Origin of the sequence: Polymorphum gilvum SL003B-26A1 (assembly GCF_000192745.1) — a bacterium.
Classification (GTDB): Bacteria; Pseudomonadota; Alphaproteobacteria; order Rhizobiales; family Stappiaceae; genus Polymorphum; species Polymorphum gilvum.
In genome coordinates this window covers 213,802-238,734 of the sequence record NC_015259.1, presented here as the reverse complement: position 1 = coordinate 238,734, position 24,933 = coordinate 213,802, and the positions used below count along the sequence as shown (strand labels likewise).

Annotated in this window: 26 protein-coding genes; 13 read left to right on the top strand and 13 right to left on the bottom strand. The window is 68.5% G+C overall.

The annotated features are described in order from the left end of the window. Positions 1 to 2: 2 nt before the first annotated feature. Positions 3 to 893 carry a tRNA glutamyl-Q(34) synthetase GluQRS gene (gluQRS, locus tag SL003B_RS01160; RefSeq protein ID WP_013650996.1) on the bottom strand — a complete coding sequence of 297 codons (891 nt, stop codon included), beginning with the start codon at positions 891 to 893 and terminating at the stop codon, positions 3 to 5. A gap of 165 nt (positions 894 to 1,058) precedes the next feature. Here gluQRS and SL003B_RS01155 point away from each other — a divergent pair, with 165 nt between their 5' ends. Further along, positions 1,059 to 1,700, top strand: coding sequence for a DNA-3-methyladenine glycosylase family protein (locus SL003B_RS01155; RefSeq protein WP_013650995.1), 642 nt, complete (start codon positions 1,059 to 1,061; stop codon positions 1,698 to 1,700). A 74-nt stretch (positions 1,701 to 1,774) separates the two neighbouring features. Here SL003B_RS01155 and SL003B_RS01150 read toward each other — a convergent pair whose 3' ends face one another. Continuing rightward, positions 1,775 to 3,331: an OpgD/OpgG family glucan biosynthesis protein gene (locus SL003B_RS01150; protein ID WP_041375308.1), complete on the bottom strand. Its 1,557-nt coding sequence runs from the start codon at positions 3,329 to 3,331 to the stop codon at positions 1,775 to 1,777. A 239-nt stretch (positions 3,332 to 3,570) separates the two neighbouring features. Between SL003B_RS01150 and SL003B_RS01145 the strand changes: the two genes are divergently transcribed. Next, the gene (locus SL003B_RS01145; protein ID WP_013650992.1) at positions 3,571 to 4,791 is read left to right on the top strand and encodes an argininosuccinate synthase; all 1,221 of its coding nucleotides are present in this window, start codon (positions 3,571 to 3,573) and stop codon (positions 4,789 to 4,791) included. A 277-nt stretch (positions 4,792 to 5,068) separates the two neighbouring features. On the opposite strand, the gene SL003B_RS01140 is transcribed toward SL003B_RS01145, so the two are convergent. Then, positions 5,069 to 5,641, bottom strand: a complete 573-nt coding sequence (locus tag SL003B_RS01140; RefSeq protein ID WP_158306617.1) for an acyloxyacyl hydrolase — start codon at positions 5,639 to 5,641, stop codon at positions 5,069 to 5,071. Positions 5,642 to 5,886: 245 nt separating this feature from the next. Between SL003B_RS01140 and SL003B_RS01135 the strand changes: the two genes are divergently transcribed. Both SL003B_RS01135 and SL003B_RS01130 read left to right on the top strand, forming a co-directional pair. Further along, on the top strand, positions 5,887 to 6,573 hold the full coding sequence (locus SL003B_RS01135; protein ID WP_013650989.1) for a hypothetical protein: 687 nt from the start codon (positions 5,887 to 5,889) through the stop codon (positions 6,571 to 6,573). Between the two features lie 23 nt (positions 6,574 to 6,596). After that, the gene (locus SL003B_RS01130; protein ID WP_041375307.1) at positions 6,597 to 7,058 is read left to right on the top strand and encodes a TspO/MBR family protein; all 462 of its coding nucleotides are present in this window, start codon (positions 6,597 to 6,599) and stop codon (positions 7,056 to 7,058) included. Between the two features lie 6 nt (positions 7,059 to 7,064). Here the strand turns inward: SL003B_RS01130 and folK are convergent, their stop codons facing one another. From folK to SL003B_RS01110, 4 genes are all read right to left on the bottom strand, one after another. Beyond that, positions 7,065 to 7,568, bottom strand: a complete 504-nt coding sequence (gene folK, locus SL003B_RS01125; protein ID WP_013650987.1) for a 2-amino-4-hydroxy-6-hydroxymethyldihydropteridine diphosphokinase — start codon at positions 7,566 to 7,568, stop codon at positions 7,065 to 7,067. Then, the gene (gene folP, locus SL003B_RS01120; protein WP_049792533.1) at positions 7,565 to 8,380 is read right to left on the bottom strand and encodes a dihydropteroate synthase; all 816 of its coding nucleotides are present in this window, start codon (positions 8,378 to 8,380) and stop codon (positions 7,565 to 7,567) included. Before folP ends, folK begins: the two co-directional genes overlap by 4 nt. 98 nt (positions 8,381 to 8,478) lie before the next feature. Next, complete coding sequence (locus tag SL003B_RS01115) at positions 8,479 to 9,696, bottom strand: multidrug effflux MFS transporter (RefSeq protein ID WP_013650985.1); 1,218 nt, start codon at positions 9,694 to 9,696, stop codon at positions 8,479 to 8,481. Further along, the gene (locus tag SL003B_RS01110) at positions 9,693 to 10,154 is read right to left on the bottom strand and encodes a MarR family winged helix-turn-helix transcriptional regulator (protein ID WP_013650984.1); all 462 of its coding nucleotides are present in this window, start codon (positions 10,152 to 10,154) and stop codon (positions 9,693 to 9,695) included. The genes SL003B_RS01115 and SL003B_RS01110 overlap by 4 nt, the downstream gene beginning before the upstream one ends. Before the next feature lie 198 nt (positions 10,155 to 10,352). Between SL003B_RS01110 and typA the strand changes: the two genes are divergently transcribed. Then, entirely contained in the window at positions 10,353 to 12,176 is a 1,824-nt protein-coding gene (gene typA, locus SL003B_RS01105) for a translational GTPase TypA (protein ID WP_013650983.1), read from the top strand. 31 nt (positions 12,177 to 12,207) lie between these two features. On the opposite strand, the gene SL003B_RS01100 is transcribed toward typA, so the two are convergent. After that, complete coding sequence (locus SL003B_RS01100; protein WP_013650982.1) at positions 12,208 to 12,642, bottom strand: cupin domain-containing protein; 435 nt, start codon at positions 12,640 to 12,642, stop codon at positions 12,208 to 12,210. 67 nt (positions 12,643 to 12,709) lie between these two features. Continuing rightward, entirely contained in the window at positions 12,710 to 13,483 is a 774-nt protein-coding gene (gloB, locus tag SL003B_RS01095) for a hydroxyacylglutathione hydrolase (RefSeq protein WP_013650981.1), read from the bottom strand. A 127-nt stretch (positions 13,484 to 13,610) separates the two neighbouring features. Here gloB and SL003B_RS01090 point away from each other — a divergent pair, with 127 nt between their 5' ends. After that, the gene (locus tag SL003B_RS01090) at positions 13,611 to 14,438 is read left to right on the top strand and encodes a methyltransferase domain-containing protein (RefSeq protein ID WP_013650980.1); all 828 of its coding nucleotides are present in this window, start codon (positions 13,611 to 13,613) and stop codon (positions 14,436 to 14,438) included. On the opposite strand, the gene metW is transcribed toward SL003B_RS01090, so the two are convergent. Next, entirely contained in the window at positions 14,374 to 14,997 is a 624-nt protein-coding gene (gene metW / locus SL003B_RS01085; RefSeq protein ID WP_083812015.1) for a methionine biosynthesis protein MetW, read from the bottom strand. The two genes, SL003B_RS01090 and metW, sit on opposite strands and share 65 nt — an antisense overlap. 1 nt (position 14,998) lies before the next feature. Continuing rightward, a complete protein-coding gene (metX, locus tag SL003B_RS01080; protein WP_049792634.1) occupies positions 14,999 to 16,207 on the bottom strand; it encodes a homoserine O-acetyltransferase MetX in 1,209 nt (402 codons plus the stop codon). A gap of 178 nt (positions 16,208 to 16,385) precedes the next feature. Between metX and pheA the strand changes: the two genes are divergently transcribed. From pheA to SL003B_RS01060, 4 genes are all read left to right on the top strand, one after another. Continuing rightward, the gene (pheA, locus tag SL003B_RS01075) at positions 16,386 to 17,270 is read left to right on the top strand and encodes a chorismate mutase (protein WP_013650977.1); all 885 of its coding nucleotides are present in this window, start codon (positions 16,386 to 16,388) and stop codon (positions 17,268 to 17,270) included. Further along, a complete protein-coding gene (locus tag SL003B_RS01070) occupies positions 17,267 to 18,382 on the top strand; it encodes a pyridoxal phosphate-dependent aminotransferase (protein ID WP_013650976.1) in 1,116 nt (371 codons plus the stop codon). The genes pheA and SL003B_RS01070 overlap by 4 nt, the downstream gene beginning before the upstream one ends. 18 nt (positions 18,383 to 18,400) lie before the next feature. After that, the gene (locus SL003B_RS01065; RefSeq protein WP_013650975.1) at positions 18,401 to 19,318 is read left to right on the top strand and encodes a prephenate/arogenate dehydrogenase family protein; all 918 of its coding nucleotides are present in this window, start codon (positions 18,401 to 18,403) and stop codon (positions 19,316 to 19,318) included. A gap of 109 nt (positions 19,319 to 19,427) precedes the next feature. Further along, entirely contained in the window at positions 19,428 to 21,443 is a 2,016-nt protein-coding gene (locus SL003B_RS01060; RefSeq protein WP_013650974.1) for a putative bifunctional diguanylate cyclase/phosphodiesterase, read from the top strand. 18 nt (positions 21,444 to 21,461) lie between these two features. Here the strand turns inward: SL003B_RS01060 and SL003B_RS01055 are convergent, their stop codons facing one another. Together SL003B_RS01055 and SL003B_RS23745 are read right to left on the bottom strand one after the other, a co-directional pair. Continuing rightward, on the bottom strand, positions 21,462 to 22,373 hold the full coding sequence (locus SL003B_RS01055) for a polyprenyl synthetase family protein (protein WP_013650973.1): 912 nt from the start codon (positions 22,371 to 22,373) through the stop codon (positions 21,462 to 21,464). A 109-nt stretch (positions 22,374 to 22,482) separates the two neighbouring features. Further along, the gene (locus tag SL003B_RS23745) at positions 22,483 to 22,707 is read right to left on the bottom strand and encodes a hypothetical protein (protein WP_013650972.1); all 225 of its coding nucleotides are present in this window, start codon (positions 22,705 to 22,707) and stop codon (positions 22,483 to 22,485) included. A gap of 60 nt (positions 22,708 to 22,767) precedes the next feature. On the opposite strand from SL003B_RS23745, the gene SL003B_RS01050 reads away from it, so the two are divergent. From SL003B_RS01050 to rpmF, 3 genes are all read left to right on the top strand, one after another. Then, complete coding sequence (locus SL003B_RS01050; RefSeq protein ID WP_242390307.1) at positions 22,768 to 23,826, top strand: SAM-dependent methyltransferase; 1,059 nt, start codon at positions 22,768 to 22,770, stop codon at positions 23,824 to 23,826. 33 nt (positions 23,827 to 23,859) lie between these two features. Continuing rightward, entirely contained in the window at positions 23,860 to 24,549 is a 690-nt protein-coding gene (gene mtgA / locus SL003B_RS01045) for a monofunctional biosynthetic peptidoglycan transglycosylase (protein WP_013650970.1), read from the top strand. 147 nt (positions 24,550 to 24,696) lie between these two features. Further along, positions 24,697 to 24,882 (top strand): 50S ribosomal protein L32, encoded by a 186-nt coding sequence (rpmF, locus tag SL003B_RS01040; RefSeq protein ID WP_013650969.1) that lies wholly within the window; start codon positions 24,697 to 24,699, stop codon positions 24,880 to 24,882. The last annotated feature ends 51 nt before the right edge of the window (positions 24,883 to 24,933 follow it).

Here is a 24,933-nt window from a genome sequence, read left to right as displayed (position 1 = left end):
ACTCAGGCGCCGAGCCCGACCAGGCGGCGGATATCGGCGGGCGTCGCGCCCTCGGCGCGGAGATCGCACAGCGCCGTGTGGCGTTCGGACTTCGACAGCTTGCGCCCGTCGCCGCCGAGGATCAGCCTATGGTGCCGGTAGACCGGCTCGGGCAGACCGAGCAGCACCTGCAGCAGGCGGTGCACCGAGGTGGCGTGGAACAGGTCACGACCGCGCACGACATGGGTGACGTCCTGCAGCGCGTCGTCGACGACGACCGACAGGTGATAGCTGGTCGGCGTCTCCTTGCGGGCGAGCACAACGTCGCCCCAGGCCGCCGGGTCGGCGGCGACCGTGCCGGTCTCGCCGGCTGGACCCGCCCCCTCCTCGCGCCAGGTCAGCGGCGCGGCCAGGCACGCCAGCGCCTTTGCCATCCTCAGACGCAGGGCGAAAGGCACGCCGGCCCGGGCGCGGGCGTCGATGTCGGCCGGCGACAGCAACGCCGCATCGCCGGGATAGAGCGGCGCGCCGTCGGGATCGCGCGGCCAGATCAGCCCGCCGCTCTCGCGGTCGGCAACCACGCGCCGGATCTCGCCGCGGGTGAGGAAGGCCTCGTAGACCAGCCCCGCGGCGCGCAGCCGGTCGAGCGCGGCCCGGTAGTCGGCGAAATGCTCCGACTGGCGCCGCACCGGCTGCTCCCAGGAAATGCCGAGCCAGGCGAGATCCTCGTAGAGGTCGGCCTCCAGTTCCGGCGTGCAGCGGACCGTGTCGATGTCCTCGATGCGCAGCAGGAAACGCCCGCCGGTCGCCCGCGCCGCCTCGAAGTTCAGCAACGCGGAGAGCGCATGGCCGAGGTGCAGGTGGCCGTTGGGCGAAGGTGCGAAGCGGAAGACGGGCCGGGGCTGACGAGGCATGGACAGGTGCAGGACAGTTGTAGGACGCCGGCAGGATACTCGCAGGACACTCGCAGGACACTTCCAAGCACAGCGGGAGGGCAGCGGCTTGCGGGCGGGCGCGCGATCGCGGATCCTGATCTTCCTATCAGCCCGCCCCCGGTCCGGCAAAGGAAACCGCGTCCCGTGAAGCCGATCGAAACCCTGGACGACATCGCCGCCGGCCTCGCCCATCTCGGCCGCGCCGACCCGCGCCTGGCGCCGGTGATCGCCAAGGCCGGCGCCGTTCCGCTGCGTCGGCGCGCGGCGAGCTTCGCCGGCCTCGTCAACATCGTCGTCGCCCAGCAGGTCTCGGTCGCCAGCGCCAACGCCATCTTCGCCCGCGTCGAGGCGCTGGTGCACCCGTTCGAGGCGGCAACGCTCGACGGCCTCAGCGACGCGGATCTGGCCGGCGCCGGCCTGTCGCGGCCCAAGATCCGCACCGTGCGGGCGATCGCCGAGGCGGTCGCCGGCGGCCTCGACCTTGCCCATCTGGCCGAACGGCCGGCCGAGGACGCCCACGAGGCGCTGTGCCGGATCACCGGCGTCGGGCGCTGGACGGCGGACATCTTCCTGCTGTTCTGCGCCGGCCACCCGGACGTGTTCCCGAGCGGCGATCTTGCCCTGCAGAACGCGGTGCGCGACGCCTTCGGCCTCGACGACCGGCCGAAACCGGCCGCGCTCGACGCGCTGGCCGAGGCCTGGTCGCCGTGGCGCGGCGTCGCCGCCCGGCTGTTCTGGGCCTGGTACAAGGTCGACCGCGACGGCCGCGAGACCCTGCCGGTCTGACGGTCGCCGCGCCTCCGCGCACCCTGTCGGCCTTCGCCGCGCCTTAGCGCGGCATGTCAGCCATTCGCCGCGCCTTAGCGCGGCGGGGTAGCAACGAGTTCGTGCGAGATCTGGCCGAGCCAGGTCTCGGTCAGCACGTCCGTGTCGGTCTTCAGGTAGGCGCGCGCCTCGATCGGGTCATGGTCGGCGACCCTGGCGTCGAAGACGAGGCGCCAGCGATCCGTGCCGACGACCGGCAGCAGGTAGGGGTTGATCGGCTCGCCGCGCGACAGCTCGACGACCGGCACCACACCGTCGTCGCGGGTCAAGCCGTCGAGCGCCGGACCCTTGAAGTCGATGACCACCTTGATCTGGTCGGCAGGCCGCGGCTGGCCGGGCACGCCGCCCTGGCCGACGCGGGTGGCGACCGTCAGCGCGCCGCCGGTCTCGACCGGATGACGGTCCGTCCAGTGCATGCGGTAGTGGAAGCGCTTCTCGCTGCCCGCCTCAGGGAGATCCTTGGGCAGGAAATAGGCGACGATGTTGTCGAAGATCTCGTCGTCGGTCGGGATCTCGACCAGTTGCACCGCACCCTCTCCGAACGGCTCGAGCGGCTCGATCCACACCGACGGCCGCCTGTCGTAGAAGACGCCGTCGTCCTGGTAGTTCTCGAACTCCCGGTCGCGCTTGGCGAGACCGAAGCCCTTCAGGTTCGATGCCAGGAAAGTGGAGGTGCGCAGCGCCTCCGGGTTGTTGAGCGGCCGCCAGATGCGCTCGCCCTCGGCGGTGACGATGGCCAGACCGTCGGTGTCGTGCACTTCGGGGCGCCAGTCGAGCCCAACCGAGCGATTGGTTTCGGAATACCAGTACATGCTGGTCAGCGGCGCGATTCCGAGCCGTTCGACCGGAGCGCGGAAGAACAGTCGGCTGTTGATGCCGATCACCTGGCCCTCGCCGTCGGCGTTGCGCAGGCTCATCTTGTAGGCGCCCGCGACGCTCGGGCTGTCCAGCAGCGCGTAGATGGTCAGCGTGTCGCCGTCCTTCTCCGGACCGGCCAGCCAGAAGTCGGTGAAGCGCGGGAACTCCTCCGGCCGGGACAGGCCGGTATCGAGCGCGAGGCCGCGCGCGGACTGGCCGTACTGGCGAGACTGGCCGTCGGTGCGGAAATAGGACGCACCGAGAAACGAGATCCAGTCGGTCTTCAGATCGCCGCGCATGACGCGGAAGCCGGCGAAGCCGATGTCGGCCGGCAGGTCGCGCGCCGGGCTGTCCTCGGGCATTTCGAAGTAGCGCGGGTTGTAGAGGATCTCGCGCGCCTGGCCGCCCTCGACCTGGTAGAGGCGGACCGGCGTCTTGAAGTAGCGGCCGGTGTGGAAGAACTGCACCGGCGCGGTCTCACCGATCATCACCGTTTCCTCGGGGCGGAAGCGAATCTTCCAGTGCGCATCGTAGTCGATCTTCTCCAGCGTCTCGGCGGCGCGCACGCGCGGCTCGGCATAGGCCTTGGCGGCCAGCGCACGCGCCTTGTCGACGAGCAGTTCGAACCCGAAGGGTTCGGGCGCACCGCGGACGGTGGCGAGTTCGCCGGCATGGGAGGCCGGCACGGGAAGGGCAAGGGAGAGAAGGAGCAGGCAGGCGGCAGGCAGGCGCATGGAACACCCAGGAACAGAGAGACGCCGGTCGAGAAGGGCAGGAAATCATGCCCTTCTGCGGGCGGCGGCGGAAAATACAGCCGCGCCGAAGCAGCCGCAAGCGGCGGTTTTCCGGAGGGTAAAAGCCGTTTCACAAAAGGCCTTTCCTGTTCCGGCCATCCTGACTAGAGTGCGGCCGGTTTTCAAAGGGCGGCCGCCACGGCCGCGACCGACACGACACCTGCGATCGGACTTCTCCCATGGCTCATGGCGACATCAAGAAGGTCGTGCTTGCCTATTCCGGCGGCCTCGACACCTCCATCATCCTGAAATGGCTCCAGACCGAACTCGGTGCGGAGGTGGTCACCTTCACCGCCGACCTCGGCCAGGGCGAGGAACTGGAGCCGGCGCGCCGCAAGGCCGAGATGCTCGGCATCAAGGAGATCTTCATCGAGGACGTGCGCGAGGAATTCGTCCGCGACTTCGTGTTCCCGATGTTCCGCGCCAACGCCGTCTACGAGGGCGTCTACCTGCTCGGCACCTCGATCGCCCGGCCGCTGATCTCCAAGCACCTGATCGAGATCGCTGCCAAGACGGGCGCCGACGCGATCGCCCATGGCGCCACGGGCAAGGGCAACGATCAGGTCCGCTTCGAGCTGTCGGCCTATGCGCTCAACCCGGACATCAAGATCATCGCGCCCTGGCGCGACTGGTCGTTCAAGTCGCGCACCGAGCTGCTCGACTTCGCCGAGAAGCACCAGATTCCGGTCGCCAAGGACAAGAAGGGCGAGGCGCCGTTCTCGGTCGACGCCAACCTGCTGCACTCGTCTTCCGAGGGCAAGGTGCTGGAGGATCCGGCCGTCGAGGCACCGGAATACGTGCACATGCGCACGATCTCGCCGGAAGCGGCTCCCGACAAGGCGACCGTGATCAAGGTCGGTTTCGAGCGCGGCGACGCCGTCTCGATCAACGGCGAGCGCCTGTCGCCGGCCACCCTGCTGGCCAGGCTCAACGACTACGGCCGCGACAACGGCATCGGCCGTATCGATCTGGTCGAGAACCGCTTCGTCGGCATGAAGAGCCGCGGCGTTTACGAGACCCCTGGCGGCACCATCCTGCTCGCCGCCCACCGGGCGATCGAGTCGATCACGCTCGACCGCGGCGCGGCGCACCTGAAGGACGAGATCATGCCGCGCTACGCCGAGCTGATCTACTACGGCTTCTGGTTCTCGCCCGAGCGCGAGATGCTGCAGGCGCTGATCGACAAGAGTCAGGAGCATGTCGAGGGCGAGGTGACGCTGAAGCTCTACAAGGGCAACGTCATCGTCATCGGTCGCGAGAGCCCGAAGTCGCTCTATTCGGAATCGCTGGTGACCTTCGAGGACGACCAGGGCGCCTACGACCAGAAAGACGCTGCCGGCTTCATCAAGCTGAACGCGCTGCGCCTGAGGACGCTCGCCAAGCGCAACCGCATGGGCTGAACGCAGACGCCGACGAGGTGCACGACGGGCGCCGCATCATCCGCCCGCCAGCGTGTTTACCAAGCCGCACCACTCGGCGCCATTCCGGCCAAGCGGAGCGCGAGCCGGAACCGGAGAGCCGCGGTGTCGATGGTGTCAATGAAGGAGACCGACAGGACCCCGGCTCATCGATCCCGCATCTGCGCTTCGCTGCGTGCGGGATGATGCGCTTTGAGGGGTGTCAGCAGTCTGAGGGCGCCGCATGGGCGCACTCTTGCATCCTCTTTAGGGCCGTAGATCAGAACGCGTAGCCGAGGCGAACGCCGGCGTTGGTCAGGCCGTTGTTCGGCGCGCATTCGCCGTTGTTGGAGGAATGCTCGATCGTCGCCGTGACGTTGAGCCGCTCGGTGAGGCGCAGGCCGACCGCCGCCGATTCGCGGAACAGCAGGCTGCAGCCGAGTTCCAGCCGGTCACGCTTCGTGGTGTCGTGATAGCCGTTGTGGACCATGCCGCCGAAGCTGCCCTCGACGAACAGGCGGTCCGTAACGTCGACGGTCAGCGTGTAGCCCGCGTAGATCATGCTGGTGTCGCCCATCAGGTTGAGGCTCGCACCGATGTGAGGGCGCAGCATGGCGAAGGTGTCGAGCCCCGGCACCACGAAGCCGAAACCGCCCCAGCGGCTCAGGAACTCGGCGTTGAGGTCGACGCCCGGCTCCTTGCCGAGCAGGTCATGGTAGAGCAGGCCGCCGCGGACTTCGCTGACGACCGCGGAGCGCGGCGTGGGGGCCGTGAGATCGGCGGCACCGGCCGCGCCGGATATGGCAAGAAGACAGAGTCCGGACGCCAGGATTTGGCCCACAGCTGATGTCACGACGCACCCCCGCTCGTTCTTGTTGTTTCGAAAGTTTATAGCCCCATTCGCTTCGGATACGGCAACGGCAAGGAACAGGATTTCCACCGGCATCAACGGCGAATAATGCTTTTTAGCGCCTTGTTGCATTCCAGTCACGATCCGTTGATCCGCTGCGTCGGACGGTCGCGGGCGGATCGGCCAAGGCGGAAAGGGCGGCGGATTAGCACTTGCCGAATCGCACCGATCGACGGCGATAATCGGCAATGACCCCGGCCCCGTCCCTGCTCCGCTCCCGCCTCGAAGCCAAGGGCTTCCTGCTGCTCGGCGCGCTGGATGCGGCGCGGCTCACGGGCGTGCCCGATCCCTCGGCGCGCACCCTGCTGCTGGTCGGCAACGCCGGGCCCGCCCTGTGGCGAGCGTTTGAGCGCGCGCCCGAGAACGCGGACGGCGCGCCCGATCCGCTCGACCGCTACACCCGGCGGGTCCTGGGCGCGGTCGCGCGGGAGGTCGGCTGCATCGCCGTGTTTCCCTTCGACGGGCCGCCCTGGCGCCCGTTCCAGAGCTGGGCCCTGGCGGCCGGCGGCTTCTCACAGAGCCCGCTCGGCGTGCTCGCTCACATGACCTTCGGGCCATGGGCCGGGTTTCGGGCCGCGTTGCTGTCGTCTGAACCATGGCGGGAGCCCTGGCCCGGGCCGACCGACCCGGACCGGCCGGGCCCCTGCGTGGACTGCGCCGACAAGCCCTGCCTGTCCGCCTGCCCGGTCGGGGCGATCAGCCTGGACGGCGGCTACGACGTGCCGGCCTGCCGCGCCCATCTGGCGAAAAATCCGGACGCAGACTGTTTCGCCGGCTGCCTCGCCCGCCGCGCCTGCCCGGTCGGTAGAGCGTTCCGCCACGGCGCCGAGCAGGCCCGCCTTCACATGGCAAGTTTCTGCGCTATCTGCCGGTGAGTCTTGCTCTCAAGGATCCGATCATGTCTCGCCCGGGTATGCCGACCGTCGTCCTGTTCCTGTTCGCCGTCGTCGGCGGCGGGCTCGTCATCGGTGCCACCAACATGCCCGGCGCCTGGTACCAAGGGCTCGTCAAGCCGCCGTTCACCCCGCCCAACTGGCTGTTCGCGCCGGCATGGACCCTGCTCTATGCGCTAATCGCGCTGGCCGGGGCGCGTGCATTCCAGAGGCGGGTGTCGACGCCGGCCCTGTTCCGCCTGTGGCTGGGGCAGATGGCGCTCAACTTCGCCTGGAGCCCGGCCGTGTTCACTCTGCATAGCCTCACCCTCGGGCTCGTCGTGATCCTGGCTCTGCTGACGGCGATCGGCGCCTTCATCCACCTCGCCTGGAAGACGGACCGGACGGCCGCGCTGCTGTTCCTGCCCTATGCCGGCTGGGTCGCCCTCGCGACCTATCTCAACGCCGGTCTCGTCGCGCTCAACTGAGCGCCGTCAGTCGTCGAGCCGGACGATGCCGTCGGTGTCCGGGCAGCTCGCCAGCGCCTCCAGCGCCGTGCGACCGCCGCCGAGCGGCGCGTCCGGCCAGATCTCGACGAGGGGCACCAGCACGAAGGCGCGCTCGCCCATGCGCGGATGCGGGATCGTCAGGTTGTCCTCGTCGACCGTCTCCCGACCGTAGATCAGCACGTCGATGTCGATCAGCCGCGGCCCCCAGCGCACGTCGCGCACGCGGCCCATCTCGCGCTCGATCTGCAGGCAGCGGTCGAGCAGCGCGCGCGGCGACAAGGTGGTGTCGATCGTCACGCAGATGTTGCGGTAGTCGTCCTGCGGCACCGGTCCCCAGGGCGGGGTACGGTAGCCGGACGAGCGGGCGACGAGGCTGATGCCGTCGCTTGTGGCGAGCCTCGCGACGGCCGCGTCCAGGTTGGCCTTCGGGTCGCCCATGTTGGAGCCGAGGCCGAGTGCCGCGCGCACGGGCGGCATGGCGGCGCTCACCGGACCTGCTCCGCAAGGGTCGCTTCCAGGATGCGCAAGGCGTCGACATGGGGTCGCACGTCGTGGACGCGCACAATCGCCGCCCCCCGCTCGGCGGCCAGCAGGTGGACGGCGAGCGAGCCGTAGAGGCGCTCGTCGGCCAGCACGTCCAGCACCGCGGCGATCATGCGCTTGCGCGAGGCGCCGGCGAGCAGCGGCAGGCCGTGCTTCTTCAGCGACGCGAAGCGGTTGAGGATCAGGTAGTTCTGGTCGACGGTCTTGCCGAAGCCGAAGCCTGGATCGAGGATCTGCCGGTCGCGCGCGATGCCGGCACGATCCGCCAGGGTCATCGAGCGTTCGAAGAAGCGGTCGATGTCGGCGAGGATGTCGACCGACGGGTCGGCTTTGGTACGGTTGTGCATCATGATCACGTGGGCGCCGGTCTCGGCGACCGCGTCGGCCATGGCCGAGTCCCTCTGCAGGCCCCAGACGTCGTTGACGATGACTGCGCCGGCGGCGCAGGCGCGCCGGGCGATCTCGGCCTTGTAGGTGTCGATGGAGACGGGCAGGCCGAGCTCGACCACCGGATCGAGCACCGGAGCAAGGCGCGCCCATTCCTCCTCGAGCGAGACGGGAGCGGCGCCCGGACGGGTGCTTTCGCCGCCGATGTCGAGGATGTCGGCGCCCTCCTCCGCCATCGCCCGCGCATGGGCGACGGCCGTTCGGGCGTCGACAAAACGCCCGCCGTCGGAAAAGCTGTCCGGCGTTAGGTTGAGGATGCCCATCACGTGGGGTCGGCCGGAGGGGAGCGTGTAGGGGCGAGAATGCGCCATGAGGCCAGGCTCCTGGTGTCGGGGCGAAGCGGGATGCAGGGCGCGGTGATGGCCCGCCGCGTCGGCCCGGTCAAGCCCCACGCCCGAACGCTGCCCGGCTATTCCGCCGGCAGGCCGTGCCGACGGGCGGACGGGCCGAGCAGCAGATAGGCGCCGACAGCCAGCAGCGGCATGCCCGGCCCGATCACGGCCATGCCGAGCAGCGGGTCGCCGAGGGCCGCGGCGCACAGGCTGCCGAGGATGCCCGAGCCGAACTGCAGGAAGCCGGTCAGCGACGAGGCGGCGCCCGCCATGTGCGGGAAACCCTGCAGCGAGGCGACGGTGGCGGCCGGCAACATGAAGGTGATCGAGAAGGCGAACAGCGCGACCGGCCCCATCACGCTCAGGAAGCCGGGCGGCAGCATCGTCAGCGACACGATCATGGCCAGCGCCGCCAGCGTCATGCCGACGAGGCTGGCCGGAACCAGCCGGCCGGCTTCGATGCGCTTCAGCAGCCGACCCGTGACGACGGTGCCGGCAATGAACGAGCCCGACTGGGCAAGCATGCCGAAACCGAAGGCCGACGGCGACAGGCCAACCCGATCGATCAGCACGAAGGGCAGCACCGTGGCGATGGCGTAGATGGTGCCGATGCCGAACCCGATCAGAAGGCTCGGCTGCAGGAAGCGGGGGTCCTTCAGCAGAGCGGCATAGTTGACCACCAAGCGCCGGATCCGGATGTTGGCCGGGTCGATATAGGCGTTGGTCTCGCGCATGAACACAACGACGGCCAGGGTCAACACGACGCCGTAGAGCGTCATGAAGATGAAGATCTCTCGCCAGCCGAACAGCTCCAGCGTCAGCCCGCCGACCGATGGCGACAGGGCCGGACCGAGCGCCAGCATCATGGCGATGGTGTTCATGATCCGCGCCGCGGTCTGGCCGGTGAACTGGTCGCGCACGATCGCGCGCGACACCGAGATGCCGATCGCCGCGCCAACGCCCTGCAGCGTGCGGGCCGCGATCATCCATTCGATGGTCGGCGCAAAAGTGGCCAAAAGGGTCGAGACGAGATAGAGCGCCATGAAGATGAGGGTAACCGGACGCCGTCCGTAGGCGTCGGTGAGCGGGCCGCAGACCAGTTGCGTCAGCGCGAAGCCGGCGAAATAGGCCGTCAGGGTCAGCTTGACCATCGAGGCGCTGGTGCCGAAGGCGGCGGCGAGCGCCGGCATGGCGGGGGTGTAGAGGGCCATGGTGATCGGCCCGATCGCGACCAGCGCGGCGCCAAGAATAGCCGTACGCCGTTCGCTCATGAGGGCGGCGGTCGCGGCGCTCATTCGCAGTCTCCGTCGCGGTCGATGGCCAGCAGGTTGGCCTTGAACGCGGCCAGCACGTCGCGGGCGCGCTCCGCCTGCTCTGGCGGAAGATCGCCGACCAACTCGCGATGGACGCGGTTGATCGCGAGATCGATGCGCCCCAGGACGGGCGCGGCGGCCGGGGTCAACGCGACGATCTTGGCGCGCCGGTCGGCGCTGTCGACCTCGCGGCTGACCAGCCCGGCGCGTTCCAGGGAATCGAGATAGCCGACCAGGGTCATCGGCTCGATGTTGAGCCGCTCGGCGAGCACCGCCTGGCGGCGTCCGGGATGGCGGCGGATGAAGTTCAGCGCGCGCGCCTCGGCCACGGTCAGACCGGTATCGACCTCGGCAAGGGCCGCCTCGAAGCGTCGCCGCAGCAGGCGTGAGAGGTCCACGATCAGCATGGCGATCGAGGAAACCGGATCGGAAGCAGTCATCTGGAGGCCATATAATATGGAATACTTATGAAGTAGGCGTCCGGCATGCGCCTGTCAAGGCGCACTGCCGCGTTGCACAAATCCGCCCCAGCGACTATATAGGCCGCAGATTTCGGCCCCGGCAGGACGGGGAGCACCGACCAACGCAAAGACACCGACCGCGGGCCCGACCGGCCCGCGGTGTCTTTTGGAGCCTTCATGAAGCTGCGCAACATCGCCATCATCGCCCACGTCGACCATGGCAAGACCACCCTGATCGACGTCCTTCTGAAGAAGTCGGGCTCATTCCGCGACAACCAGCGCACGGAAGAGCGCATGATGGACTCCAACGACCTGGAGCGCGAGCGCGGCATCACCATCCTGGCCAAGGTCACCTCGCTTGTGTGGGGCGACACCCGCATCAACATCGTCGACACGCCCGGCCACGCCGATTTCGGCGGCGAGGTGGAGCGCATCCTGCACATGGTCGACGGCGTGGTGCTGCTGGTCGACGCCGCCGAGGGACCGATGCCTCAGACCAAGTTCGTGCTCGGCAAGGCGCTCAAGCTCGGCCTCAGGCCGATCGTCGCCATCAACAAGATCGACAAGCCGGAGCAGCGTGCCGAGGAAGTGCTCGACGAGGTGTTCGACCTGTTCGCCGCGCTCGACGCCAACGAAGAGCAACTCGACTTCCCGGTCGTCTACGGGTCGGCCAAGCAGGAATGGATGGCGAACGACCCCTCCGGCCCGCGCGACTCCATGGCGCCGCTGTTCGACCTGATCCTGAACCATGTCCCCGCGCCCAAGGCGGAAGCCGGCTCGTTCCGCATGCTGGCGACGACCATCGAGAGCAACCCGTTCATCGGCCGCATCCTCACCGGCCGCATCGTCGCCGGCGAGGCGGTGCCCAACATGCCGATCAAGGCCCTGTCGCGCGACGGCACGGTGACCGAAACGGGCCGCATATCCAAGGTGTTGGCCTTCCGCGGCCTGGAACGCCAGCCGATCGACAAGGGCGAGGCCGGCGACATCGTCGCCATTGCCGGGCTGTCCGAGGCAACCGTCTCCGACACGCTGTGCGCCATGGACGTGACCGCACCGCTGGAGGCCCAGCCGATCGACCCGCCGACCCTGTCGATGACCTTCCGCGTCAACGACGGCCCGCTTGCCGGCACCGAAGGCGACAAGGTGCAGTCGCGCGTCATCCGCAAGCGCCTGTTCGACGAGGCCGAGGGCAACGTCGCGCTGAAGGTCGAGGACACGGAAGAGCCGGACGCCTTCATCGTCTCGGGGCGCGGCGAACTGCAGCTCGCCATCCTGATCGAGAACATGCGCCGCGAGGGTTTCGAACTGTGCGTCGGCCGTCCGCGCGTGGTCTACCAGTTCGACGCCGCCGGCCAGCGGCTGGAGCCGATCGAGGAAGTCATCATCGACGTCGACGAGGAGCACTCGGGCGTCGTCGTGCAGAAGCTGTCGGAGCGCAAGGCCGAACTGCGCGAGATGCGCCCGTCGGGCGGCGGCCGCACCCGCCTGGTGTTCTACGCGCCGACGCGCGGGCTGATCGGCTACCAGTCCGAACTGCTCTCGGACACCCGCGGCACGGCGATCTTCAACCGCGTGTTCCACGAGTATGCGCCCTACAAGGGCGACATCCCGATGCGCCACACCGGCGTGCTGATCTCCAACGGCGACGGCGAGGCGGTGGCCTACGCCCTGTTCAACCTGGAGGATCGCGGCCCGATGATGATCGACCCGGGCACCAAGGTCTACCAGGGCATGATCATCGGCGAGCACACCCGCGGCAACGACCTTGAGGTCAACGTGCTGAAGGGTAAGCAGCTGACCAACATCCGCGCTGCCGGAAAGGACGATGCGGTCAAGCTGACGACGCCGATGCGCCTCAGCCTGGAGGCGGCACTGTCCTATGTCGCCGACGACGAGCTGGTCGAGGTGACGCCGAAGAACATCCGTCTGCGCAAGGCGCTGCTCGATCCGCACGACCGCAAGCGCGCCGAGCGCGCCGCAGCCAAGGCGAGCGCCTGAGCGGCCAGGTAACCGGCCGTCCTGAAACCGCTTACCTCGGCGCCCAGCCCTCGGGCGCCAGTTCGAAGCCGGAGAAGTCGAACCCCGGCGCCACGGTGCAGCCGACCAGCGTCCAGGGGCCGAGGCTCATGGCCTGCTGCCAGGAGTGGCGCGGCACGCCCGCCTGCGGCCGCTGGCCGGCGACGAGATCGGGACCGAGCGTCACCGTCTCCAGGCAAGCGCCATCGGCGCTGACCGACAGCTCCAGCGGCGCGCCGCGGTACCAGTGCCAGACCTCGACCGCATCGATCCGGTGCCAGCGCGACAGAACGCCCTCGGGCAGCAGGAAATAGATCGCCGTCGAGGCGGCGCGCCCGCCGGCGTCGGTCGCCGGATCGCGGAACGTCTCGACATAGAAGCCGCCTTCGGGATGCGGCTTCATGCCGAGCATCGCCACGACCTCGGAGACGCTGAGATTGAGGGGCATCCGGCTTCCTCCTGTCCTGTCGGGCGGCGAGCGCCGGGGTGCCGGCGGCCGGCGTGTCCGATCCTGGTTAAGCCTTGTCCTTGCGTCGGCGGACCTCGGCGAAGACGGCGGCCGGATCCGCGCCCTCGAAGCCGAGCGCCCTCTGCAGGCCCGGATCCCGCGCGCGCAGGAACGGGTTGGTCGCCAGTTCGCGCGCCATGGTCGTCGGCAGCGTCGGCCGGCCGGCGGCGCGCAGCGCGGCGACCTCGTCGGCGCGCGCCCTGAGCGCCGCGTTATGCGGATCGACGGCGAGCGCGAAGCGGGCGTTGGCGGCCGTGTATTCGTGGCCGCAGTAGATCACGGTCTCGGGCGGCAGCAGGCGGGCGAGCTTGTCGAGCGAGGCCCACATCATCTCCATGTCGCCTTCGAACACCCGGCCGCAGCCGAGCGCGAACAGCGTGTCGCCGGTGTGCGCGATGCCCTCGGACGGAAACCACCAGGAGATCTGGTCGAGCGTGTGGCCCGGCGTCGCGATCGCCTTGACCTCCCAGGGACCGACATGGACGGTGTCGCCGTCCTCCACGGTGTCGTCGAGGCCGGCGATCTTGTCGCGCGACAGGGCCGGGCCGACGACACGGGCACCGGTCGCCTCCTTCAGCGCGGCGAGGCCCTGGACGTGGTCCCAGTGATGATGGGTGATCAGGATGTGGCCGAGCGTCCAGCCGGTTTCAGAGAGCACCGCGAGATAGGGCTCGGCATCGGGCACGTCGATGGCGACCGTCGCGCCGCTGTCGGGGTCGTGCACCAGCACGCCGAAATTGTCGGACAGGCAGGAAAACTGTCGGACCTCGGCACGGGCCATGGATCTTCTCCTTCTTTCGGGTGTCTTTTCCGCACAGTGGCAAAGCCGCCTGCCCGCCGCAAGGGCCAAGCCTTGCCTTATCGGGCCGGGCAAGGTTCAATCGCCGCGACCTTGACGCGGACGGGCCATGTATCTCGACGTTGCCGACCTGAGAACCTTCTACGACCTGCCGCTCGGGCGCCTGCTGCGCAGCCTCGTCGGCGGACGCATCCGCGCGCTGTGGCCGTCCCTTAAGGGCCAGAGCATGCTCGGCGTCGGCTACGCCGGGCCGTTCCTGCGCCCCTATCTGGACGAGGCCGAACGCTGCGTCGCCGCCATGCCCGGACCGCAGGGCGTGGTCGCCTGGCCGCGCGAGCGCGACAATGCCGCCGTTCTGGTCGACGAGGCCCACCTGCCGTTTTCCGATGCCCTGTTCGAGCGCGCGCTGGTCGTGCACGCCCTCGACCTGTCCGGCGATCCGGCGGCGATGCTGCGCGAGGTCTGGCGCGTTCTGGCGCCGGGCGGGCGGGTGATCGTGGTGGTGCCCAACCGGCGCGGCCTGTGGTCGCAGTCGGAGACATCGCCCTTCGGCTACGGCCGGCCCTATTCGAGGGGCCAGATCCAGGGACTGCTGAAAACCTGCCAGTTCGACGTGACCGCCAACGAGGAGGCGTTGTTCCTGCCGCCGACGCGCGCCCGCATGGTGCTGCGCTCGGCGCGGACCTGGGAGGCCGCCGGCCGTCGCCTGTGGCCAGCCTTCGCCGGCCTTCTGCTGGTCGAGGCGGAGAAGCGGATCTACCGCGGCCTGCCGGTCGAGGAGGGGCCGCGGGTGCTGCGGGTGCTGCGGCCGGTGTTCATCCCCGAGGGCGCGGCGACGGGATTGCGGCCGGCGGGACCGGAGCCATCCCGCCTCACCGTTTCAACAGGAACACCGCCTGTTCGCCGACCAGATTCCACAGCCACCACGGCGCGTTGAAGGTAATCCGCTCGCCGCGACCGCTGAGCGCCACCGCCTTGACCACCGTGGCGTCCAGCTCGTCGACCAGGGCGACAAAGTCGCGGATCGAGCAGAAATGGATGTTCGGCGTGTCGTACCACTGATAGGGCAGGTACTTGGTCACCGGCATGCGGCCGCGCAGCAGGAGTTGCATGCGGTTGCGCCAGTGGGCGAAATTGGGGATCGACACGATCACCAGGCCGCCGATGCGCAACAGCTGGCGCAGTACGCCCTTGGGATCGCGGGTCGCCTGCAGCGTCTGGCTGAGGATGACCACGTCGAAGGCATCGTCCGGATAGTCGGCGAGGTCGGTATCGGCGTCGCCCTGGACGACCGACAGGCCGCGCGCCACCGCCTTGTTGACGCCGCTCTGCGACAGCTCGATGCCGCGGCCATCGACATGGCGCCGCTCGGCGAGCAGCCGCAGCAGCGCGCCGTCCTCGCAGCCGACGTCGAGCACGCGCGCCCCTTCCGGGACGAGATCGCAGACCACCAGGTGATCGCCGCGCGGCTGGAGCATGCGGGTGTTCGTGGTCATCTCAGGCAGCCCCTCCGGGCGCCGGAATGCCGCGCGCATGCGCCGCCCCGGTCAGGAAGCCGCGCACGGTGCGGAACAGCTCCGGCTCGTCGAGCAGGAAGGCGTCGTGGCCGCGGTCGGATGCGACCTCGACGAAGGACACGTTGGCGGCCGCCGCGTTGAGCGCGCGCACCACCGCCTTGCTCTCGGCTGTCGGGAACAGCCAGTCCGAGGTGAAGGACATGACGCAGAAGCGCGTGTCCGTGTGCAGGAACGCCTGCGGCAGGGAGCCGCCGTACTCGGCGGCGAGGTCGAAATAGTCCATCGCCCGGGTGACATAGAGATAGGAATTGGCGTCGAAGCGGTCGACGAAGGTCATGCCCTGGTGGCGCAAGTAGCTCTCGATCTGGAAATCGGCGTCGAAGCCGAAGGTCAGCGCCTCGCGGTCCTGCAGGTTGCGGCCGAACTTGCGGTGCAGGGATTCGTCGGACATGTAGGTGATGTGCGCGGCCATGCGCGCCACCGCCAGGCCCTTGCTCGGCCTGACGCCGTCGGAGAGGTAACTGCCGCCGCGCCAATCCGGATCGGCCATGATCGCCTGACGGCCGACCTCGTGGAAGGCGATGTTCTGCGAGGAATGGCGCGCGCCGGCGGCGATCGGGATCGCCGAGAACACCTTGTGCGGAAAGTTCGCCGCCCATTGCAGCACCTGCATGCCACCCATCGAGCCGCCGATAACGCAGAACAGCGTTTCGATGCCGAGATGCTCGACCAGGCGCGTCTGGGCGCGCACCATGTCGCGGATGGTCACCACCGGCATGTCGAGCGCATAGGGCCGACCGGTCGCCGGGTTGAGCGAGGCCGGACCCGTGGTGCCCATGCAGCCGCCGAGCACGTTGGCGCAGATGACGAAATAGCGATCGGTGTCGACCGGTTTGCCCGGACCGACCATCATGGTCCACCAGCCGGGCTTACCGGTCACCGGATGGGTCGAAGCGACGTATTGGTCACCGGTCAGCGCATGGCAGACCAGGACCGCATTGGTGCGCTCGGCATTGAGCGTGCCGTAGGTCTCGTAGGCGATCTGCCACGGCCCGAGCGTGGAGCCGGCGTCGAGCGCCAGTGCGTCGTCCGCGCCGAACCGGGCGACGTGGCTGCTCGGCGTATCGATCTCGCGGCGCTGCGCCTGCTCGATGTCGCCAGCCGTGGAAGGGGCGGGGGTGTCCGTCATGACCCGAAGCATCATCCCTGGGCTCGTCGTGCGGATGCCGGAAAGCCGCACATTGCAAGGGGCTGCTAGCTAGGGTCCCGGCCGGTCCAGTGTCAATGTTTTCTTTTGCTTTCGACGCGGCTCCTGCCTATGACTATGCGCCGCGACCGCCACATTGCCGCGAGGCCCAAATCCCGCCATGTCCGACGACCCTGCCCAGCTCCCGTCCCTCGACGCCCTGCGCCGGCGCATCGACGCCATCGATGCGGACCTGCACCGGCTGTTGATGGATCGCGCGCGGGTGATCGACGGCATCGTCGCGGCCAAGCGCGCAAGCGGCGCCGAAGGGGTGATGTTCCGCCCCGACCGGGAGGCCGACATGATGCGCCGCATGGTCGAGCGCCATGCCGGCTCGCTGCCGCTGACCGCGGTGGAGCACCTGTGGCGCGAGATCATCTCGACCAGCACCCGGCTGCAGGGCGACTACCGGGTGCATCTGGACGGCGGTGCCGACATCGCAGCCATGCGCGACCTGGCGCGGTTCTACTTCGGCTTTTCCGTCGAGATGGAAACGCCGGGCGATGCCGCTGACGTGGTCGGCACAGTGGCCGCCTCGGTCTCCGACCTCGGCATCGTCGCGCTGAGCGAGCGTGCCGACTTGCCGTGGTGGCGCGGCCTGGGTACGGACGGCGCACAGATCGTCGCGCGCCTGCCCTTCTTCGTCGCCGAGGACCGGCCGGCCGACCTGCCGGCGGTGGTCATCTGCCGCCCGATCCCCGGCCAGGAGATGCCCGACACCCGCGTCTTCGACGCCCGCTGGATCGGCGCCCTCCCCGGCAGCCTGATGAACAGCGGCATCGAGGTTCTGAGTTTCTTCCGCACCGGCGACGGCGTCGACGCGCTGCTCGCCGTCTCGGCGGACATGACCGAAGAGGACGTCCTGGCGGCCTGCATCGAGGCTGGCGCCGAGCCGGACGTGCTGCGCCCCGTGGGCGGCTATGCCGCGCCGATCGACATCGATCCTGGCGCGGAGGACGAGTTCGAAACCGGCGGCTGGGGAGACCCGCGCGCCGACGAGGCATGAAGACCATGAACACCCCCAGCATCACCCGCCCGCAACCCCGCCCCGGTGTCCTCGACATCGCCCCCTACGTTCCCGGCAAGTCCAAGGCGACCGGCGGCGCCCGGCTGTACAAGCTGTCGTCCAACGAGACGCCACTCGGCGCCAGCCCGCAGGCGCGCGCGGCCTATGCCGAGGTCGGCGACAAGCTGGAGCTCTATCCGGACGGCAGCGCCAGCGCTCTGCGCGCGGCGATCGGCGACGTCTACGGGCTCAACCCGGACCGGATCATCTGCGGCGCCGGCTCGGACGAGATCCTCAGCCTCGTGTCCAACGCCTATCTCGCGCCCGGCGACGAGGCGATCTACAGCGAGCACGGCTTCCTGGTCTACGAGATCGCCATCCGCGCCGCCGGGGCGACGCCGGTGGTGGCGCCGGAAAGGAACCTGACCACGGATGTCGACGCCATCCTGGCGCGGGTCACCGGCCGCACCAAGATGGTCTACCTCGCCAATCCGAACAATCCGACCGGCACCTACCTGCCGTTCGAGGAGGTCCGCCGCCTGCATGCCGGCCTGCCGCCACATGTCGTGCTCGTGCTCGACGCTGCCTATGCTGAATACGTGCGCCGCAACGACTACGAGGCGGGGATGGAACTGGCCGCGACGACCGAGAACGTGTTCATGACGCGCACTTTCTCCAAGATCTACGGCCTTGCCAACCTGCGGCTCGGCTGGGGCTTCGGTCCGGCGCACATGATCGACGCGCTGAACCGCATCCGCGGCCCGTTCAACGTGTCGGGCCCGGCGATCGCCGCCGGCGTCGCCGCGGTGAAGGATCGCGCCTTCGTCGAGGCGGCGGTCGGCCACAACGACACCTGGCTGCCTTGGGTCACGACCGAACTGGAAAAGCTCGGCCTTGCCGTGACGCCGAGCGTCGGCAACTTCGTGCTGATGCATTTCCCCGATACGGACGGCAAGCGCGCCGCCGACGCCGATGCCTTCCTGTCGGCGCGCGGCTGCGTGCTCCGGCTGGTCGCCAATTACGGCCTGCCCAACGCGCTACGCATGTCGATCGGCTCCGAGGAGGCCAACCGTGCCGTGGTCGCCGCCCTCGCCGAGTTCCTGAACAGCTAGAAAGTCCGTCTCTCCGCCATGCCTGAGCCCCTGTTCCAGCGCGTCGCCCTGATCGGCATCGGCCTGATCGGGTCCTCGATCGCCCGCGTCGTCCGCGAGGAGAACCTCGCCCGGGAGATCGTCATCTCCACCCGCTCGCCGCAGACGCTGGCCCGCGCAGAGGAACTGGGCCTCGGCGACCGTTACGAGGCCGACGCGGCCGTGGCGGTGGAGGGTGCGGACCTGGTCGTGCTCGGTATTCCGGTCGGCGCCAGCGAGGCGGTCGCCAAATGGATCGCGCCGTCGCTGAAGAAAGGCGCGATCCTGACCGATGTCGGGTCGACCAAGGCCTCCGTCGTTGCCCAGATCGCCCCCCATGTGCCGAAGGGTGTCCATTTCATCCCTGGCCATCCGATCGCGGGCACGGAGCATTCGGGGCCGGACGCCGGTTTCGCGACCCTGTTCCAGAACCGCTGGTGCATCCTGACGCCGCTGCCCGGCACGAACCCGGAAGCGCTGGAGAAGCTCTCCGCCTTCTGGCGCGCCTGCGGCTCCAACGTCGACACCATGGACCCGCAGCACCACGACCTGGTGCTCGCCATCGTCTCGCACCTGCCGCACCTGATCGCCTATAACATCGTCGGTACCGCCGACGACCTGGAGACGGTCACCAAATCCGAGGTGATCAAGTATTCCGCCTCGGGCTTCCGCGACTTCACCCGCCTGGCGGCTTCCGATCCGACCATGTGGCGCGATGTCTGCCTGCACAACAAGGACGCCATCCTGGAGATGCTGGCACGCTTCTCGGAGGATCTGGCCGCCCTGCAGCGGGCGATCCGCTGGGGCGACGGCCAGGCGCTGTTCGACCTGTTCACGCGCACCCGCGGCATCCGCCGCTCGATCATCGAGGCCGGCCAAGAAACGGCGGCACCGGATTTTGGCCGTCACAAGGCGTGATCGTGTCCGGCATGAGTTGGCCGCAGGCATCTGGCGCGGTTTGTCAAGTGTCCGATAGAATATATTAGGACATTTTTGCTTAGGTCTCCTGACGAACCCGGGGGGCCGAATGCGTAAGGCGGTGCCAGTTTCTGATTTCCGGCTCATCGGCGGCCTGCTGGTCGCCGGCGTCGTCTTTGTGGCCTGCGCGCTGCAGTTGATTTCCTATTTCGTCGACCACTGGATCGCCCGCGACGCGCAGATGGAATCGCGCATGTGGGCGGAAGGCCTTTCGGAAAAGCTGACCGACCTGGAGGCCATTGCCAACGCCTCGGAGCCGTCGGCCCAGAGCCTCGAGGTCATCCGTCTCGCCGGCACCATGGGCCGCGTCTTCCGCTTCAAGATCTTCGGCGACGACGGCCGGCTGCGGCTGGTGGTCGACGACCAGGGCCGCATCGAGACCGAAGGCGCCGACCTTGCCACCCACAACCCGCAGGCCGCCGCCGTGTTCCAGACCGGCACTCCGTTCACGCAGGTCTTCGACGACAGGAAGCCGGGACGGCCGGACGTCTATGCGGAGACCTACCTGCCGATCGTCAGGGACGGCAGGATCGCCGCCGTCGTCGAGGTCTATGTCGACCAGAGCGAAACCGCGACCCGGTTCCGCCACGACCTGACGCTCGCGGGACTGCTGCTGAGCGCCCTGCTCGCCCTCGCCTTCTCGATTCCCTACACCGCCTTCGTGGTCCGTTCGCAAGGCAAGCGCGTCGCCGACGCCAGGGCCGACTTCCACGCCCGCCACGACGGCCTGACCGGCGTGCTCAACCGGGCCGCCTTCATGGACCGACTCGAAGAGACCGTCCGCACCGCGGCCGCCGACGGCGAGGCCATCGCCCTGCATGTCATCGACATCGACCGCTTCAAGGCCGTCAACGACGAACTGGGACCCGAAGAAGGCGACGCACTGATCCGCCTGGTCGCCATGCGCGCCAGCGAGATGATCAGGCCGTACGACTTCATCGGCCGCTTCGGCGGCGACGAGTTCGTGATCGCCCAGTGCGGCATTCTCTGCCAGCGGCAGGCGGAGTCCATGGCGCAGCGCCTGGTCCGGCGCCTGTCGGAGACCTATGCCGTGGAGGACCGCGACGTGCCGATCTCGGTCAGCATCGGCTGCGCGCTGATGCCCGCCGACGCCACGTCGGCGCGCGAGCTGGTCAAGAAGGCCGGCTTCGCGCTGTCCTTCGTCAAGAACACGGGCCGCAACGGCTTCAGCTTCTTCCGCGACACCATGGAAGAGGAACTGGTGCGACGGCGCGAGCTTGAGCGCCTCGTTCGCCTCGCCTCGCGCGACCGCAATTTCCTGCTGCATTTCCAGCCGATCATGTGCGTCGCCGAAGGGCGCATCACCGGCTTCGAGGCCCTGTTGCGCCTGCCGGACGACACCGGCGAGATGGTGCCGCCGACCGAGTTCATCCCGGTCGCCGAGGATCTCGGCCTGCTGCCGACCATCGGCGGCTGGGTCATCCGCAAGGCCTGCCAGTCGGCCACCTCCTGGCCGGACGACCTGTCGATCGCGATCAACCTGTCGCCGTCCCAGTTCGCCGCGGGCAACCTCGCCGAGTTCGTCGCCAGGACCCTCGAGGAGACCGGCCTGGCCCCCGGCCGACTGGAGCTGGAGATCACCGAAAGTCTGCTGTTGGACGACAGCGACAGCGTCCTGCGACAGCTGAACGACCTCAAGGCGCTCGGCGTCAGCATCGTCATGGACGATTTCGGCACCGGCTATTCGAGCCTCAGCTACCTGTGGCGGTTCCCGTTCGACAAGATCAAGATCGACCGCAGCTTCATGGACGGCTACGCACAATCGGCGGAAACGATCCAGAAGATCCTGTCGACGATCATCGCGCTCGGCCGCGCCCTGAACATGCGGGTGACCATCGAAGGCGTCGAGACCCTGCTTCAGGCGCGCGCCATCGAAGGCCTCGCCGTGGACCATCTGCAGGGCTACCTGTTCGGCAGGCCGCAGGCGGAGATCGAAATCCCCGGCAACCTGCTGAAGGATTTCCTGCGCACGGTCGACGGCCTGAAGGACAAGGGCGGCAGTGCCGAAGCCCTCGCCGCCTTCACCGCACCCAGAAGCGCCTGACGGCCGGTCCGGCTGGCGTCAGCGCTGCCGCTCGGCGACGAAGGCGGCAAGCTGGCTGAGCAGGTCTCCGCGCGCGCCGTCGCTGGCGAGGAGCGCCTTCGCTTCGGCCGACAAGTCGGCAAGGATCACACGCGTCTGCTGCGGCCCGTAAAGCGCCACCAGCGTCGCCTTGCCGGCGGCCGCATCCTTCCCCGTGGCCTTGCCGACCGCATCCGCCTGCGCTTCCAGGTCAAGCAGGTCGTCGGCAAGCTGGAAGGCGAGACCGACGACTTCGCCGAACCGCGTCATCCGCGCCACGTCCTCCGCGCCCGCGTCGGCCAGGATCGCCCCGGCCCGGCAGGCGTAGCGCAGCAGCGCGCCGGTCTTCATCGCCTGCAGCGTGCGGATCTCGGTCTCGCTGCGCACGCGGTGCTCGGCCTCCAGGTCCAGCATCTGGCCGCCGGCCATGCCGCCGACGCCGGCGGCGCGCGCCAGCTCCTGCGACAGCCTCAACCGCACCGCCGGATCGGGATGCACCGGGGCCTCCGCGATCAGGTCGAAGGCGAGCGTCAGCAGCGCATCGCCGGCCAGGATGGCAGTCGCTTCGTCGAACGCCTTGTGGACGGTCGGGCGCCCCCGGCGCAGGTCATCGTCGTCCATCGCCGGCAGATCGTCGTGAACCAGCGAATAGCAGTGGATGCATTCCAGCGCTGCGGCGGCGCGGTAGACGCCGTCGTCGGCGCGGCCGAACAGACGCGCCGTCTCGACCATCAGCACCGGCCGCAGCCGCTTGCCGCCGCCCAGCGCCGCATGGCGCATGGCCTCGACCAACCGTGACGGGCGTTCCGTCTCGCCATCCTTGGGCGCGGGGGCGAGCGCGTCGGCCAGAACCGCCTCCATGCGCCCGGCCACCTCCGCAAGATGCGCTTCCAGCCGTTCGGTCACGTCCATGTCCCTCGTCCTGCCCCTCGTCCCGGGCTGTCTGTCCCGGGGCGTCTGTCCTGGGTCGCGATCGACGCGCGCGGCCCGGCCGGTTCCCTCACCCGAAACGGCGCGGGCGTCAAGCCGCGATCCGCGGCGAGCCGAGGCCCGCGGTGGTTGCATCGGCGGGAAATTCGGGAATATGCTGAAGTCCTGTCATCGGGAGACAGTAACCATGCGCCTTCTTGCACGCTTGCTGAAATCCTGCATCGTCCGAGGTCGGTTCCGGATCATAGACGCTTACGGCCGTCATCACGAATTCGGCACGGGGCACGATGGCCCCGATGTAATCATCCGGCTTCATGACCCTGCGTTACATTGGAAGCTCGCGACAGATCCGGAGCTGGCCGCCGCAGAAGCCTACATGGCCGGAACGCTTACTTTGGAAGACGGGTCGACCTGCCTGGATTTCATCACCCTGTTCTTCATCAATCCGGCCCCGATGGGGCTGTATCCCCTGCAGCACAGGCTGTCGCGGTTGTGGGAACGGCTGCGCCGCTTCCACCAGGGACACATGATCGGCCGGACCGAGCGCGACGTGCGCCACCATTACGACCTGTCGACCGATCTCTACCGCCTGTTCCTCGACGACGGCCTGAACTACAGCTGCGCCTACTACCGCACGCCGGACGACACGCTGGAACAGGCCCAGGCCGCCAAGCTCGATCACATCCTGGCCAAGCTAGACCTCAAGCCGGGCATGCGCGTGCTGGAGATCGGCGGCGGTTGGGGCTCGCTGGCCATGCGCATGGGGGAAGCCGGCGCAGAGGTGACTTCGCTCAACGTCTCGCCAGAGCAGATCGCCGTCGCCGAGGCGCGGGTTGCCGAAGCCGGGCTCGAGCGCACCGTGCGCTTCGTCCGCCAGGACTACCGGACCTTCTCGGGCAAATTCGACCGGATCGTCTCCGTCGGCATGATGGAACACGTCGGCATCGGCCGCCTGGACGGCTATTTCGCCAAGGTGCGCGACTGCCTGGAACCGGGCGGCTATGCCATGATCCACTCGATCGGCCGCATGGCGCCGCCCGGCTCGGCCGGTCCGTTCATCCTGAAATACATCTTCCCCGGCGGCTACTGCCCGGCCCTGTCGGAGGTGATGACCTCGGTCGAGCGGCTCGGCCTGTGGGTCTGCGACATGGAGGTGCTGCGGCTGCACTACTACTACACGATCCGCGCCTGGCGGCAGCGCTTCGAGGCGCGCCGGGACGAGGCGGCCCGGCTCTACGACGAGCGGTTCTGTCGCATGTGGGAATTTTACCTTTGCGGCGTGGAAATCAGCTTCCTGCATGGTATCAACATGGTGTTCCAGCTCATGCTGTCGCTGGAACGCGACGCGGTGCCGATCCTCCGCGATTTCATCGTCGACAACGAACGGGAGCTGCGTGGCGACATCCAGCACATCCGGCACGCCGCCACGAAATAGGCCGGCCGCGGCGCGGAAAAAGGCAGACCGGGCGTGAAGCCTCTTACCCTCGCCCGGGCGCGCCGCTGGTTGTTGCGCGCCGCGTTCGTCCTCGTCCTGCTGCCGCCCGCACTGACGCTCCTCTACGCTTGGCTGCCAGCGCAAAGCACGCTGATGCTCGCTCGCCACGTCCAGGGCCTGTGGGTCGACCGCAAATGGCAGCCACTGGAGCGCATCTCGCCACACCTGGTGCGCGCCGTCATCACCTCCGAGGACAGCGGCTTCTGCAGCCACGGCGGCGTCGACTGGAGCGCGCTGGAGGTGCAGATCGGGGTTCTGAGCGGCGGCGACAATCCGCGCGGGGCGAGCACATTGACCATGCAGCTGGCCAAGAACCTGTTCCTGTGGGGCGGACGCAGCTACGTCCGCAAGGCGCTGGAAATCCCGCTCGCCGTCATGATCGACGCGCTGCTGACCAAGCGGCGCATCGCGGAACTCTATCTCAACATCGCCGAATGGGGCGAGGGCATCTTCGGCGCGGAAGCCGCCGCGCAGGCGTGGTTCGGCAAGTCCGCCGCGGATCTGAGTCAAACGGAGGCCGCCCGCCTCGCCACCGCCCTGCCCAATCCGCTCGCCCGCAACCCGGCCAAACCCTCGCGCGCGCATGACCGGCTGGCGCGCACCAACATGGCGCGCGTGCGGGTCGCCGGCGCAATCTTCGACTGCGTTCTGGCGCCGCGCTAGGCGGCCGCAGAATTTTTCGCGCTTCGGGCTGGCAAAACCGAAAGCTTCCCTGTATAACGCCGCGCATTCAGACACGCTGCGTGATGCCACGCCCCGGGCTATCCCCGGTCCGGGCCGCGCCGATTATGGACCACGGAGAACAAGAACATGGCCGTTCCGAAGAGAAAAACTTCGCGCATGAAGCGCGGCTTTCGCCGCTCTGCGGACGCCCTGAAGCAGCCGACCTACGTCGAGGACAAGGATTCGGGCGAACTGCGCCGCCCGCATCACATCGACCTGAAGACCGGCATGTACCGGGGCCGTCAGATCCTGACGTCGAAGGACGACGCCTGAGGCGGGATCGCGACAGCGACGCGACATTCGAACGAGGCCGGCCGAAACGCC